The 14,782-nt window shown below is 56.4% G+C and carries 9 protein-coding genes; 1 reads left to right on the forward strand and 8 read right to left on the reverse strand.

The window, feature by feature from the left end; translation table 11 throughout:
• Nucleotides 1-29: 29 nt before the first annotated feature.
• The 5 genes from eno to rlmD all read right to left on the reverse strand — a co-directional run bounded on the left by eno (nt 30) and on the right by rlmD (nt 7,850).
• Entirely contained in the window at nt 30-1,328 is a 1,299-nt protein-coding gene (gene eno / locus BV390_RS09175; protein WP_004124327.1) for a phosphopyruvate hydratase, read from the reverse strand.
• An 80-nt stretch (nt 1,329-1,408) separates the two neighbouring features.
• The gene (gene pyrG, locus BV390_RS09180; protein WP_032690952.1) at nt 1,409-3,046 is read right to left on the reverse strand and encodes a glutamine hydrolyzing CTP synthase; all 1,638 of its coding nucleotides are present in this window, start codon (nt 3,044-3,046) and stop codon (nt 1,409-1,411) included.
• 223 nt (nt 3,047-3,269) lie between these two features.
• Nucleotides 3,270-4,061, reverse strand: a complete 792-nt coding sequence (gene mazG / locus BV390_RS09185) for a nucleoside triphosphate pyrophosphohydrolase (RefSeq protein WP_032690951.1) — start codon at nt 4,059-4,061, stop codon at nt 3,270-3,272.
• A 137-nt stretch (nt 4,062-4,198) separates the two neighbouring features.
• On the reverse strand, nt 4,199-6,436 hold the full coding sequence (gene relA, locus BV390_RS09190) for a GTP diphosphokinase (protein WP_032690950.1): 2,238 nt from the start codon (nt 6,434-6,436) through the stop codon (nt 4,199-4,201).
• A 109-nt stretch (nt 6,437-6,545) separates the two neighbouring features.
• A complete protein-coding gene (gene rlmD / locus BV390_RS09195) occupies nt 6,546-7,850 on the reverse strand; it encodes a 23S rRNA (uracil(1939)-C(5))-methyltransferase RlmD (RefSeq protein ID WP_032690949.1) in 1,305 nt (434 codons plus the stop codon).
• Between the two features lie 167 nt (nt 7,851-8,017).
• On the opposite strand from rlmD, the gene barA reads away from it, so the two are divergent.
• A complete protein-coding gene (gene barA, locus BV390_RS09200; RefSeq protein WP_032696754.1) occupies nt 8,018-10,771 on the forward strand; it encodes a two-component sensor histidine kinase BarA in 2,754 nt (917 codons plus the stop codon).
• An 89-nt stretch (nt 10,772-10,860) separates the two neighbouring features.
• On the opposite strand, the gene BV390_RS09205 is transcribed toward barA, so the two are convergent.
• From BV390_RS09205 to BV390_RS09215, 3 genes are all read right to left on the reverse strand, one after another.
• Nucleotides 10,861-12,000 (reverse strand): glycerate kinase, encoded by a 1,140-nt coding sequence (locus BV390_RS09205; protein WP_032690947.1) that lies wholly within the window; start codon nt 11,998-12,000, stop codon nt 10,861-10,863.
• Between the two features lie 70 nt (nt 12,001-12,070).
• Entirely contained in the window at nt 12,071-13,411 is a 1,341-nt protein-coding gene (gudD, locus tag BV390_RS09210; protein WP_032696753.1) for a glucarate dehydratase, read from the reverse strand.
• Nucleotides 13,412-13,426: 15 nt separating this feature from the next.
• A complete protein-coding gene (locus BV390_RS09215) occupies nt 13,427-14,782 on the reverse strand; it encodes an enolase C-terminal domain-like protein (protein WP_032696875.1) in 1,356 nt (451 codons plus the stop codon).

Genomic DNA, 14,782 nt, shown 5'->3' on the forward strand with positions numbered 1-14,782 from the left:
TGGCATTTTCATATCAGAGAAAGACGGGCTTATGCCTGACCTTTGATCTCTTTACGACCGTTGTACGGTGCTTTTTCGCCCAGCGCTTCTTCGATACGAATCAGCTGGTTGTATTTAGCAACGCGGTCAGAACGGCTCATAGAACCGGTTTTGATCTGGCCTGCAGCGGTACCAACAGCCAGGTCAGCAATGGTCGCGTCTTCAGTTTCGCCAGAACGGTGAGAGATAACGGCAGTGTAGCCAGCGTCTTTCGCCATTTTGATCGCAGCCAGAGTTTCGGTCAGAGAACCGATCTGGTTGAATTTGATCAGGATGGAGTTAACGATGCCTTTCTCAATACCTTCTTTCAGGATCTTGGTGTTGGTTACGAACAGATCGTCACCAACCAGCTGGATTTTGTCGCCCAGGACTTTAGTCTGGTATGCGAAGCCATCCCAGTCAGATTCGTCCAGACCGTCTTCGATAGAGACGATCGGGTACTGTTTGGTCAGCTCTTCCAGGAAGTGAGTGAACTCTTCAGAGGTGAACGCTTTGTTGCCTTCGCCAGCCAGAACGTATTTACCGTCTTTGTAGAATTCAGACGCTGCGCAGTCCATCGCCAGAGTGATGTCTTTGCCCAGCTCGTAACCTGCTGCTTTAACCGCTTCAGCGATAACAGCCAGAGCTTCTGCGTTGGAACCCAGGTTCGGCGCGTAGCCGCCTTCGTCACCAACTGCAGTGTTCATACCTTTCGCTTTCAGAACTTTAGCCAGGTTGTGGAACACTTCAGAACCCATACGTACGGCTTCTTTCAGGGATTTAGCGCCAACCGGCTGAATCATAAATTCCTGGATGTCGACGTTGTTGTCAGCGTGCTCACCACCGTTGATGATGTTCATCATCGGAACCGGCATGGAGTATTTGCCCGGAGTGCCGTTCAGCTCAGCGATGTGTTCGTACAGCGGCTGGCCTTTAGAGGCAGCGGCTGCTTTGGCGTTAGCCAGGGACACAGCCAGAATTGCGTTCGCACCGAAGTTAGATTTGTTTTCAGTACCGTCCAGGTCGATCATGATTTTATCGATGCCAGCCTGATCTTTGGCGTCTTTGCCAAGGATAGCCTGAGCGATCGGGCCGTTGACAGCGCCAACAGCTTTCAGTACGCCTTTACCCATGAAACGGGATTTGTCGCCATCGCGCAGTTCCAGCGCTTCGCGGGAACCAGTAGAAGCACCTGACGGAGCTGCTGCCATACCAACGAAACCACCTTCCAGGTGTACTTCGGCTTCAACAGTCGGGTTACCACGGGAGTCGATGATTTCACGACCGATGACTTTAACGATTTTGGACATTAGGTTTTCCTCAGTACAAGTTAAACTAAAACTCCAGACAAACAATGCACCCGAATGGGTGCATTGCCGTTCTAACTCTTTTACTTCGCCTGACGCTTTTGATACTCGCTTGCCGCTTTCACAAAACCTGCAAACAGCGGATGGCCATCACGCGGCGTCGAAGTAAACTCCGGATGGAACTGACAAGCAACGAACCACGGATGATTCGGTACTTCGATGATCTCGACCAACTGATCATCCCCGGAACGGCCCGCAACACGCAGGCCCGCATTTTCAATCGGTTTCAACAACATGTTGTTGACTTCATAGCGGTGACGATGTCGTTCAGTGATGGTCGGCTCGCCGTACAGCTGGCGAACCAGGCTCGCGTCGTCCAGCTGGCACTGCTGCGCGCCCAGGCGCATGGTGCCGCCGAGGTCACTCTTCTCAGAGCGCACTTCAACGTTGCCTTCTTCATCACGCCATTCAGTAATGAGTGCCACTACCGGGTACTTACAGTCTGGCACAAATTCTGTGGAGTTGGCGTTTTCCATCCCCGCTACGTTGCGCGCGAACTCAATCAGCGCAACCTGCATACCCAGGCAAATACCCAGATACGGAATATTATTTTCACGCGCGTAGCGCGCAGTGGCGATCTTGCCTTCAACACCGCGGTAGCCGAAGCCGCCAGGGATCAGGATAGCGTCCAGATTCTTCAGAATTTCGACGCCGCGCGTTTCCACATCCTGCGAATCGATCAGCTTGATGTTAACGGTCACGCGGTTTTTCAGACCACCATGTTTCAGCGCTTCAATCACGGACTTGTACGCGTCCGGCAGTTCAATGTACTTGCCGACCATACCGATCGTGACTTCACCTGCCGGGTTAGCTTCTTCGTAAATCACCTGCTCCCATTCGGCCAGGTTCGCTTCCGGACAGTTTAAGCTGAATCGTTTACAAATATAATCGTCCAGCCCCTGAGATTTCAACAGGCCTGGAATTTTATAAATGGAATCGACATCTTTCATTGAAATAACGGCTTTTTCTGGCACGTTACAGAACAATGCAATTTTTGCACGTTCGTTAGCCGGGATCGCACGATCGGAACGGCAAACCAGAATGTCAGGCTGAATACCGATAGACAGCAGCTCTTTTACCGAGTGCTGAGTCGGTTTGGTTTTGACTTCACCAGCAGCTGCCAGATAAGGCACCAGGGTCAGGTGCATGAACAGCGCGTGTTCACGACCGATATCCACTGCCAGCTGGCGAATCGCTTCCAGGAACGGCAGGGATTCGATATCACCGACGGTACCACCGATTTCAACCAGCACCACGTCGTGACCTTCGCCACCCGCCAGAACGCGTTCTTTGATCGCGTTAGTGATATGCGGAATAACCTGTACGGTTGCGCCCAGATAGTCACCGCGGCGCTCTTTACGCAGAACGTCGGAGTAAATACGCCCGGTGGTGAAGTTGTTGCGGCGGCTCATTTTGGTACGAATGAAGCGCTCGTAGTGACCCAGGTCCAGATCGGTTTCAGCGCCGTCTTCAGTAACGAACACTTCCCCGTGTTGGATTGGGCTCATGGTGCCCGGATCGACGTTGATGTACGGATCCAGTTTCATCATGGTTACGTTAAGCCCACGGGCTTCGAGAATAGCGGCCAGGGAGGCTGCGGCAATGCCTTTACCCAGAGAGGATACGACCCCGCCGGTCACAAAAATATAGTTCGTTGTCATGCTGAACCTGAGAAGTTAGGGTGAAACGATGGAATAACCAAGACGGGAAAGTAGTATACCCGAACACGACGAGCGCCACAAACTTTCATTCTCCGTCTCCTTTCCAGGTCATGACAAACATAAGGAGTGAGAAAATAGCCCCTTTTGGGTAAATGTTTTTGACGCAAATCAAGCGCTTGTCATTTAAAAAATCACACAAATAGCGCTTGATCGCAAAATTTCGTTAGAGATCAGTTTCCTGGCGTTTTACCTCTTGCCACACTTCTTCCATGATATCGAGGTCTACGCCGGTCATCTCCAGTCCGCGGGCGGCGACAATTCGTTCAACTTCCCGGAAACGACGTTCGAATTTGAGGTTCGCTTTCTGCAAGGCGACTTCAGCTTTTACCCCTAAATGGCGGGATAAATTGACCGTTGCGAACAGCAGATCGCCCATTTCCTCCTCCAGTTTAGCTTCATCTACGACCGCCTGCTGCGCCTCGTGCATGACCTCATCGATCTCTTCATGCACTTTATCCAGCACCGGGCCGAGCGAGGTCCAGTCAAAGCCGACTGCCGAGCAGCGACGCTGAATTTTATGCGCGCGCATCAGCGCCGGCAGGCTGTGCGGAATATCGTCCAGCGCGGAATGCTGCGCCTTTTCCGCACGCTCAGCGCTTTTTATTTGCTCCCAGCGCGCCAGCACTTCGGCGCTATTGCCGGCAGTAGCATCGCCGAAGATATGCGGATGACGGCGCTCGAGCTTGTCGCTGATGGCGGCACAGATGTCGTCAAATGCGAAGCGGCCCTCTTCCTGCGCCATCTGGGCGTAGAACACCACCTGAAACAGCAGGTCACCCAGCTCTCCGCGCAGATCGTCAAAATCTTCACGGGCGATGGCATCCAGCACTTCGTACGTCTCTTCAAGGGTATACGGGGCGATGGTGGCGAAGGTCTGCTCTTTGTCCCACGGACAGCCGTTTTCCGGATCACGCAGGCGTTTCATAATGGCAAGCAGGCGATCGATTTGAGTCATAGTGATTCCTTGCAACATATTGGTTTTATTTATCTTCCCCGGATAAAACACGGGGAAAAATCAGCGAGGTTCGCGGAGAAACGACGCGCAAAACCCTCTCTCCGTCGGAGAGGGGGTCAGCATGGGAGGAAAAGCGGTTAGCCGCCGTGCAGGCGGCGGGCATCAATCACATCCGGAACCTGATTCAGTTTCCCGAGCACGCGGCCGAGAACCTGCAGGTTGTAGATTTCAATGTTCATATCGATGGTAGCCAGCTGTTGTTTGGTGTCACTGCGGCTGGCTACGCCAAGCACGTTCACTTTTTCGTTGGCCAGAATGGTGGTGATATCGCGCAGCAGGCCGCTACGATCGTTTGCCACCACGCGGACGACCAGCGAGTAGCCCGCGGAGTAGCTTTCTCCCCAGACCGCGTCAACGATACGCTCCGGGGCATGCGATTGCAGCTCAGCCAGCTGATCGCAGTCCGCCCGGTGAACGGAAATTCCGCGCCCCTGGGTGATGAAACCGACGATCTCGTCGCCTGGAATCGGCTGACAGCAGCGGGCGATGTGGTGCATCAGGTTGCCCACGCCCTCCACCACAACGCGACCATTATCTTTGCTGCGATTCTGCGGCGCCCAGGTTTTCTGCTGCAGTTGTTTCAGCGCCGCCGCATCCTGCTCTTCGGCGCTCGGCTTATTGAACTGTGACTGCAGGAAGTTGACCATCTGGTTAAGGCGGATATCTCCGCCGCCAATGGCCGCCAGCAGCTCATCCAGCTCATTGAAGTTGTAGCGCGGCAGCAGATGCTTCTCTGCCTCCTTGAGGCTAATTCCCAGATGCTCAAGCTCATCATCGAGAATCTGCCGCCCGGCGAGAATATTCTTGTCGCGATCCTGCTTACGGAACCAGGCGTGGATTTTGGAACGTCCGCGGCTGGTCGTGACATAGCCGAGGTTGGGGTTCAGCCAGTCGCGGCTAGGGTTTGGCTGTTTCTGGGTAATGATTTCAATCTGATCGCCCATTTGCAGCTGATAGGTAAAGGGGACAATGCGCCCGCTGATTTTGGCGCCGATGCAGCGGTGGCCGACATCGCTATGGATATGGTAGGCAAAGTCGAGCGGCGTGGAGCCAGCAGGTAAATCGACCACATCGCCTTTTGGCGTAAAGACGTACACCCGATCGTCAAAGACCTGGCTGCGCACCTCATCGAGCATTTCGCCGGAGTCGGCCATCTCTTCCTGCCAGGCGATCAGCTTACGCAGCCAGGCGATACGATCTTCATAGCCACGTCCGCCGCCTGCCGCCGCTCCGGCGCCTTCTTTGTACTTCCAGTGCGCGGCGACGCCCAGCTCCGCATCTTCATGCATCTGCCGGGTACGAATCTGGATCTCCACCGTTTTACCACCCGGCCCCAGCACCACGGTATGAATCGACTGATAGCCATTTGGTTTTGGGTTGGCAACGTAATCATCGAACTCATCCGGCAGATGGCGATAGTGAGTGTGTACTATCCCCAGTGCGGCATAGCAGTCCTGCAGGCGCTCCGCGACAATACGTACCGCGCGCACATCAAACAGCTCATCAAAGGTGAGGTGTTTTTTCTGCATTTTCCGCCAGATACTGTAGATGTGCTTCGGTCGGCCGTAGACTTCAGCCTTCACGCCTTCGGTTTTCATTTCTGAACGCAGATGACCGACGAACTCATCAATGTAGTGTTCACGATCGATGCGACGCTCGTGCAGCAGTTTGGCAATACGCTTATATTCGTCGGGATGCAGGTAACGGAAGCAATAATCTTCCAGCTCCCATTTCAGTTGGCCAATGCCTAAACGGTTGGCCAGCGGGGCGTAGATATTGGTGCACTCTTTGGCCGCCAGCACGCGTTCGTCTTCGGGCTCATCTTTGACTTCCCGCAGGTGGGCGATACGTTCAGCCAGCTTGATGACCACGCAGCGGAAGTCGTCGACCATCGCAAGCAGCATGCGGCGAATATTATCGACCTGCTCGGATGAGACCGAGTCGGTATGGGTGGCTTTAAGCTGGCGAATCGCCGCCATATCGCGCACGCCGTGAATCAATGTCACGACGGACTTACCGACGCTCTCCTGCATCACCTCTTCGGTGACGACATTGCCATCCGCCAGCGGGAACAGCATCGCGGCCCGCAGCGTATCGATATCCATGCTCAGCGTAGAAAGGATTTCCACCATCTCGACGCCGCGCCATAAGAGCAGATCCGCTCGAGGATGTCCCTGCGTTTTCTCGCGACAATAGTCCCAGGTTTCGGCTAAGCGTTCACACGACTGCTGGCTGGAAATTCCCAGACTCGCGATCCATTTCTTCGGGTCAAATTCACCAGCTTTATTTAAATGTGCACTTCTTACCGCAACCATTGTCCTCTCCTTAAGGGACCTGGCCTGCCGAAGTCGGCAAGCCTCAACGTTGACACTTCATCCTTCAGTACGCCGGGGGGTTGGCTGCCTCGGCCTGATCCGAACGATTCTATGTATCTCTGTGCTCAAACAACACCATTGATTCCAGATGTCCGGTATGCGGGAACATGTCCAGCATCGCCAGGCGTTGAATCTGATACCCCGCCTGTAGCAGCAGGTCGCTATCGCGCGCCAGGGTCGCCGGATTACAGGAGACATAGACGACGCGACGCGGGGCAAGTTTTATAATGTGTGACATAACGCCCGGCGCTCCGGCTCGCGCCGGGTCGAGTAATATTTTATCAAAACCATGCTGCGCCCAGGCCTGGCGGGTCACATCTTCTTCCAGATTTTCATGAAAGAATGTCACGTTGTGCAACTGATTGAGCGCGGCATTTTCCCGCCCTTTCTCGACCAGCGCCGGGACGCCTTCAACGCCCACGACATTGGCCGCGCGCGTAGCCAGCGGCAGAGTAAAATTCCCCATGCCGCAGAACAGATCGAGGACCCGGTCCTGAGGCTGAATATCCAGCCACGCCAGCGCCGTTTGCACCATCAGCTGATTGACGCCATCGTTCACCTGGATAAAGTCGCGCGGGCTAAACATTAAGCGTAGCCCGTCTGAGGTATACCATGGGGCTTCCCCACTAATATGTTCCAGTATCTCGCTTTGCGGCGCCAGGTACAGCGCGAGACCGTGAGATTGCGAAAATCGTTCCAGTTTTTCTCTATCGCCGGCCGGTAACGCTGCCGTGTGGCGCAGGACCATCAACGGGCCATTGTCCGCCAGCACCAGCTCAACATGCCCGAGCTGACGCGGCGATTTCAGACCGGACAAACACTCGCGCACCGCCGGCAGCAACGCCTCAAGATCGGGCGCCAAAATGGGGCACTGCACCACGTTGATAATGTCGCTGGAGCCCGCCTGACGAAAGCCCATCTGTAATTGTTGGGTCTTTGGCTGATAATTCAAGCTCAGACGTGCGCGCCGACGATATCCCCACGGCGAAGCGGCTATAATGTCGTCGACATCCCGTTTCATCAGCCGGGCAAGCGCGGCGCGTTTACTTTGCTGCTGGAGCTCAACGCTGGCATGCTGTTGCTGGCAGCCGCCGCAGGTACCGAAATGCGGGCAGCGCGGCGCCTGGCGCTGCGGGCTGTCATTAAGACGGCGTTTAACCTGCGCCCGGGAGTACTGTTTTTTGTCTTCAACGACGACAACTTCAGCCTGTTCCTGGGGCAATAAGCCATTAACAAATAGCGCTTTACCATGGTGACGAGCAACGCCCTGACCAAAGGGATCGAGGTCATTGACTGTAACGGTTATGATCTGGCGCGTCGTCACACGCCGTTTTGCAGAGTAGAATTGCGCCATCGTAGAGATTTGTCTCAATCAAATAAACTGACTCTATACACGAGTCCATTCAAGGTGCATCTGGGCAGCCAGTAAGCGTTCCGGCGGCGAAGATCGGCCCGTCGCTGAAACCGCCAACGCAGAAGCACTTGATGGATGAAGAGTATATTCTCCCATAACGGAACCGCATGACCAACTACAGCCTACGTGCCCGCATGATGATTCTTATCCTGGCGCCAACCGTACTCATCGGTTTGTTGCTCAGTATTTTCTTCGTCGCGCATCGCTATCACGACCTGCAGCGTCAGCTGGAAGACGCCGGGGCCAGTATTATTGAACCCCTGGCGGTCTCCAGTGAATATGGCATGAATCTGCAAAACCGCGAGTCTATCGGCCAGCTGATTAGCGTGCTGCATCGCCGTCATTCCGATATCGTACGCGCTATTTCCATTTACGATTCGCAAAACAGGCTGTTCGTCACCTCCAATTTTCAGCTCAATCCCAGCGAGCTGCGTCTGGAAAATGGGGAAAAATTTCCTCGCCAGCTGAGCGCGGTGCGCAAGGGCGACGTTATGATTTTGCGTACGCCTATCGTCTCGGAAAGCTATTCACCCGATGAATCACCGATGACCGATGCCAAAATGCCCGGCAACATGCTGGGCTATGTCGCCCTCGAACTGGATCTCAAATCGGTGCGGCTGCAGCAGTACAAAGAGATTTTCATCTCCAGCGTCATGATGCTGTTCTGTATCGGCATCGCGCTGATCTTCGGCTGGCGCCTGATGCGCGACGTCACCGGGCCGATCCGCAATATGGTGAATACCGTCGACCGCATTCGTCGCGGCCAGCTCGACAGCCGCGTCGAAGGGTTTATGCTCGGCGAACTGGATATGCTGAAAAACGGCATCAACTCCATGGCCATGTCGCTGGCGGCCTACCACGAAGAGATGCAGCACAATATCGACCAGGCAACCTCCGATCTGCGCGAAACCCTTGAGCAGATGGAGATTCAGAACGTTGAGCTGGATCTGGCGAAGAAGCGCGCCCAGGAAGCGGCCCGCATCAAATCAGAATTCCTCGCCAATATGTCTCATGAGCTACGAACGCCGCTCAATGGCGTCATTGGCTTTACCCGCCTGACCCTGAAGACCGATTTAAATACCACTCAGCGCGACCACCTCACCACGATCGAGCGCTCGGCGAACAACCTGCTCGCTATCATTAACGACGTGCTGGACTTCTCGAAGCTGGAAGCGGGTAAACTGATACTTGAGAGCATCCCGTTCCTGCTGCGTAATGCGCTGGATGAGGTCATGACTCTGCTGGCGCACTCCGCTCACGATAAGGGGCTGGAGCTGACGCTGAACATCAAAAATGATGTTCCGGACAATATTATCGGCGACCCTCTGCGCCTGCAGCAGATCATCACCAACCTGGTGGGCAATGCCATCAAGTTTACCGAACATGGCAATATTGATGTTCTGGTCGAACAGCGCGCGTTGAGCAACACCAGCGTACAAATCGAAATTCAAATCCACGATACCGGGATCGGCATTCCCGAGCGCGATCAGTCCCGCCTGTTCCAGGCATTCCGCCAGGCCGATGCCAGCATTTCCCGCCGCCACGGCGGCACCGGGCTCGGGCTGGTGATAACCCAGCGGCTGGTAAGAGAGATGGGCGGCGATATCTCATTCCACAGCCAGCCGAATCGCGGCTCCACGTTCTGGTTCCATATCAACCTCGACCTCAATCCCAACGCGGTTCAGGAGAGCCCGTTAACCCATGGTCTGGCGGGCAAAACGCTGGCCTACATCGAGGCCAATGCGGCGGCGGCGCAGTGCACCATGGAGCTGCTGACGACCCTGCCGCTGGAGGTGGTCTACAGCCCGACGTTTTCCGCGCTGCCGGAAGCCCACTACGATATCCTGCTGGCCGGTCTTCCGGTATCGATGCGTGACCTGAGTCAGCAAAAGGATAACCTGGCGAAAGCCTGCGCCATGGCCGACTACTTACTGCTGGCGCTCCCCTGCCATGCGCAGATCAATGCCGAAACCCTGAAGCAAGACGGCGTTGCCGCCTGCCTGCTCAAACCGCTGACCGCCACGCGGTTAATCCCGGCGCTCACCGCCTCCTGCCGCGCCAGGACACCGATCGTCCTGCCCCATTCTGACAGCAGTAAGCTACCGATGACGGTGATGGCGGTAGATGATAATCCGGCGAACCTGAAGCTTATCGGCGTGCTGCTGGAAGATCTGGTCCAGCACGTCACGCTGTGTGATAGCGGCCAGCGCGCCGTAGAGCAGGCTAAGGAGATGCAGCTGGATCTGATTCTGATGGATATTCAGATGCCGGATATGGACGGCATTCGCGCCTGCGAGCTGATTCGCCACCTTCCTCATCAGCAACAAACGCCGGTGATCGCCGTCACCGCCCACGCGTTTGACGGGCAAAAAGAGAAGCTGATGAAGGCCGGGATGAACGACTACCTGGCGAAGCCCATCGAAGAGGATAAGCTGCACAGCCTGCTACTGCGCTATCAGCCGGGAAAGCATAGCGCGCCGCTACGGGCAGCGGAACCTGTCGAACCGCCCATCGACTACAACGTGACCCTCAACTGGCAGCTGGCGCTACGCCAGGCCGCCATGAAACCGGATCTGGCGCGGGAGATGCTGCAAATGCTGATCGCCTTTATGCCAGAAGTGCGTAATAAAGTGGAAGAACAGCTGGTTGGCGAAGAGCCTGAGGGGCTGCTGGATTTGATTCATAAGCTCCACGGCAGCTGCAGCTATAGCGGAGTGCCGCGGCTGAAAAAGCTGTGCCAGACCCTCGAAAGCCAGCTGCGCGGCGGAACCGCCGCCGAAGAGCTGGAGCCGGAGCTGCTGGAACTGCTGGATGAAATGGATAATGTCACGCGGGAAGCGTGCAAAATGCTGGGCATATAAATCCTCTTCCCCGGATAGCCCGGCGCCTGTCCGGGCGTCCATGTAAACGGTATCGCCCCGGCAGACATCACGCGACCGGGGAAACCATCTTACAGCTTGCGTCCCATGTTCAGTACCGCGGCAACATTCCTCGCCGTCATGCGCACGTTTTCTGCTGCGTTCTCCAGCGCCTCCTCCAGAGTACAGACTGAATAGATCACGCTGAATACCGCATCCAGCCCGTGCTGGTGAACAATCCCCACATCAGCGGTCAGGCTGCCGGCAATAGCAATAACCGGTACGTTATAGCGCTGCGCAACCTTTGCCACTCCCACCGGCACCTTGCCATGGATCGTCTGACTGTCAATACGCCCTTCACCAGTAATCACCAGATCTGCGTCCGCCACCAGCTCCGCCAGATGCAGCGCATCGGTCACAATCTCGATCCCTGGACGCAGTCGCGCGCCACAGAAAGCATACAGGGCGGCGCCCATACCGCCTGCCGCACCACCGCCCTCAAGATGAAGTACGTCGACGGCTAAATCGCGTTGAATGATGCGCGCATAGTGCGCCAGCGCGCGGTCGAGACGGACAATCATCTCTGCCGTCGCCCCTTTTTGCGGCCCAAATACCGCCGTAGCGCCTTCCGGACCCGTTAGCGGATTGGTCACGTCGCAGGCCACATCGATGCGGCAATCGGCCAGCCGGCTATCCAGTTCGCTCAAATCGATTCGCGCCAGCTGTTCCAGCGCGCCGCCGCCGGAGGCAATCTGTTGATTATCCGCCGTCAGTAACTTTCCGCCCAGCGCCTGTACCATGCCGGCGCCGCCGTCATTCGTCGCGCTACCGCCGATACCGATAATAATCTGCTGTACGCCGGCATCCAGCGCGTGGCGAATCAGTTCCCCGGTGCCCCAGGTGGTCGTTAACAATGGGTTACGGCACGCCGGCGGGACGCTTTCCAGTCCGCTGGCCGCCGCCATTTCAATAAAAGCGCAGCGTTCATCGCCGGAAAGGCCGTAAAAAGCGTCTACCGGTTGGTTCAACGGACCGGTAACCGTAACCTGCACCAGACGCCCCTGAGTGGCGGCAACCATCGCTTCGACGGTCCCTTCGCCGCCATCGGCAACGGGCAACTTGACATACTCCGCATCAGGATAAATCTCCTGAAACCCCGCTTCTATCGCCGTCGCAACATCCAGGGCACTCAGGCTCTCCTTGTATGAATCCGGTGCAATCACTATTTTCATCCGCTGTCCTTAATATGAACAAACACCCGGTAGCAAAACCATTCCGGTTCCCGCAGGAACCGGATTTTCCTTAGCGCACCATACACGGACGCTTGTTATCAAACGTCCAGTTCGGGATCAGATACTGCATGGCCATCGCATCGTCACGCGCGCCCAGCCCGTGCTTTTTGTATAGCTCATTTGCCTGCATCACGCGGTCCATATCCAGCTCAACGCCGAGGCCCGGTGTGGTGGGCACCTGCACCATACCACCTTTGATCTCAAAAGGTTGTCGGGTCAATCGCTGATTACCTTCCTGCCAGATCCAGTGGGTATCGATGGCGGTAATGTTGCCCGGCGCCGCCGCCGCAACGTGGGTGAACATCGCCAGCGAGATATCGAAATGGTTGTTGGAGTGTGAGCCCCAGGTCAAACCAAATTCATGGCACATCTGCGCCACGCGAACCGATCCCTGCATGGTCCAGAAGTGCGGATCCGCCAGCGGAATGTCCACCGATTGCAGAGACAAAGTATGTCCCATCTGACGCCAGTCGGTGGCAATCATATTGGTCGCCGTCGGCAGGCCGGTGGCACGGCGGAACTCCGCCATCACTTCCCGGCCCGAGAAGCCCTGTTCAGCGCCGCAGGGGTCTTCCGCATAGGCCAGCACGCCTTTCAGCTGTTTGCCAATTTTGATGGCTTCATCCAGGCGCCAGGCGCCGTTCGGGTCAAGCGTCACGCGCGCCTGCGGGAAACGTTTAGCCAGCGCCACAATCGACTCGGCCTCTTCTTCACCCGCCAGCACGCCGCCTTTGAGTTTGAAATCGTTGAAGCCATATTTTTCGTAGGCCGCCTCCGCCAGACGCACGACGGCATCTGGGGTCATGGCCTCTTCATGACGAAGCCGGTACCAGTCGCACTTCTCATCGCCCTGACTTTGATAGGCCAGCGGCGTGGCGTGACGGTTACCCACGAAGAACAGGTAGCCCAGCATTTCGACTTCGCTACGCTGTTGGCCCTCGCCCAGCAGAGAGGCGACGTTGACGCCCAGATGCTGTCCCAGCAGATCCAGCAACGCGGCTTCAATCCCGGTGACAACGTGAATGGTGGTACGCAGATCAAAAGTTTGCAAACCGCGGCCGCCGGCGTCACGGTCGGCAAAGCGGCTGCGTACTGCCCCAAGGACGTTTTTATATTCGCCGAGCGTTTTCCCGACAACCAGTTCAGCGGCCTCTTCCAGCGTCTGGCGGATTTTCTCTCCGCCGGGGATTTCCCCTACGCCGGTATGGCCTGAGTTATCTTTGATAATCACAATATTGCGGGTGAAATACGGGGCATGAGCTCCGCTAAGATTCATCAGCATACTGTCGTGGCCGGCAACCGGAATAACCTGCATAGCGGTGACGACGGGGGTAGAAAACTGCGTGGTCATGATGAAATCCTTTTGTTATTGATTGGCGACAGCGGTGCGGCCGAACACGGGACGCTTGCGGTCAAATTTCCAGCCGGGGATCAGATACTGCATCGGCGCCGCGTCATTACGCGCCCCCCCCGGCAGCGCCTTATAGGCTTGATGGGCTTTTTGCACCTGCTCCCAGTCCAGCTCGATACCCAGGCCAGGCGCATCCGGTACGGCAATCTTGCCGTTCTCAATTTGCAGCGGATTTTTGGTCAGACGACAGTCGCCTTCCTGCCAAATCCAGTGGGTATCGATAGCCGTCGGATTGCCCGGCGCGGCGGCGCCGACGTGAGTAAACATCGCCAGTGAAATATCGAAGTGATTGTTCGAGTGGCAGCCCCATGTCAGCCCCCAGTCATCACACAGCTGGGCGACTCGCACCGCGCCGGAGAGCGTCCAGAAGTGCGGATCGGCTAATGGAATGTCTACCGCGTTGAGCATCACCGCGTGCCCCATTTCCCGCCAGTTGGTGGCAATCATATTGGTGGCGACCGGTAGCCCGGTGGCGCGACGAAATTCCGCCATCACCTCCCGCCCGGAGAAGCCCTGCTCGGCGCCGCACGGATCTTCCGCATAGGTCAACACATCCTGCAGGCCCTTGCACAGTTCAATCGCCTCATCCAGCAGCCAGGCGCCGTTCGGATCGACGGTAATTCGCGCGTCCGGGAAACGTTTCTTCAGCGCGCGAGCGGTGTCAATTTCCTGCTCGCCCGGCAATACGCCGCCCTTAAGTTTGAAGTCTTTAAAGCCGTAGCGATCCTGCGCGGCCTCGGCAAGACGCACCACGGCGTCACTGTTCAGCGCTTCCTGATGGCGCAGGCGATACCACTCATGATTGCCTGGAGTGCTCTCCAGGTACGGCAGGTCGGTTTTTTGGCGATCGCCGATATAGAAGAGATAGCCCAGCACGGTAACCGCATCACGCTGTTTACCCGGCCCCAGCAGTTCGCAAACCGGGACATTGAGCGCTTTGCCTAGCAGATCCAGCAGCGCGGCCTCCAGCGCCGCCACCGCGTTGACCCGCAGCTCAAAGGTCCAGGCGCCTTTACCAAAGGTGTCGAAATCCGCCGCCTGATTACCTTTGTGAACCTGTTGAACCACCTTATTCAGGCGCGCAATCTCCTGCCCCAGCACCTGCGGAATGGCATCGACCAGCGTCTGATAAATCACCTCTCCGCCGGGCGCCTCGCCGATACCGGTATTGCCCGCGCTGTCGGTCAGAACCACGATATTGCGGGTAAACCAGGCACTATGCGCCCCGCCGATGTTCAACAGCATGCTGTCGTGGCCGGCCACCGGGATAACTTTCATATCGGTGATAACGGGTGTGGATTGAGTACTCAT

Origin of the sequence: Klebsiella sp. YJ, assembly GCF_002108615.1 — a bacterium.
GTDB lineage: Bacteria > Pseudomonadota > Gammaproteobacteria > Enterobacterales > Enterobacteriaceae > Klebsiella > Klebsiella planticola.

Coding starts and splice junctions, on each gene's coding strand:
- relA (WP_032690950.1), bottom strand. CDS start 6,436: ATGGTTGCGGTAAGAAGTGCACATTTAAATAAAGCTGGTGAATTTGAC.
- mazG (WP_032690951.1), bottom strand. CDS start 4,061: ATGACTCAAATCGATCGCCTGCTTGCCATTATGAAACGCCTGCGTGAT.
- pyrG (WP_032690952.1), bottom strand. CDS start 3,046: ATGACAACGAACTATATTTTTGTGACCGGCGGGGTCGTATCCTCTCTG.
- gudD (WP_032696753.1), bottom strand. CDS start 13,411: ATGACCACGCAGTTTTCTACCCCCGTCGTCACCGCTATGCAGGTTATT.
- BV390_RS09205 (WP_032690947.1), bottom strand. CDS start 12,000: ATGAAAATAGTGATTGCACCGGATTCATACAAGGAGAGCCTGAGTGCC.
- barA (WP_032696754.1), top strand. CDS start 8,018: ATGACCAACTACAGCCTACGTGCCCGCATGATGATTCTTATCCTGGCG.
- eno (WP_004124327.1), bottom strand. CDS start 1,328: ATGTCCAAAATCGTTAAAGTCATCGGTCGTGAAATCATCGACTCCCGT.
- rlmD (WP_032690949.1), bottom strand. CDS start 7,850: ATGGCGCAATTCTACTCTGCAAAACGGCGTGTGACGACGCGCCAGATC.
- BV390_RS09215 (WP_032696875.1), bottom strand. CDS start 14,782: ATGAGTACTCAATCCACACCCGTTATCACCGATATGAAAGTTATCCCG.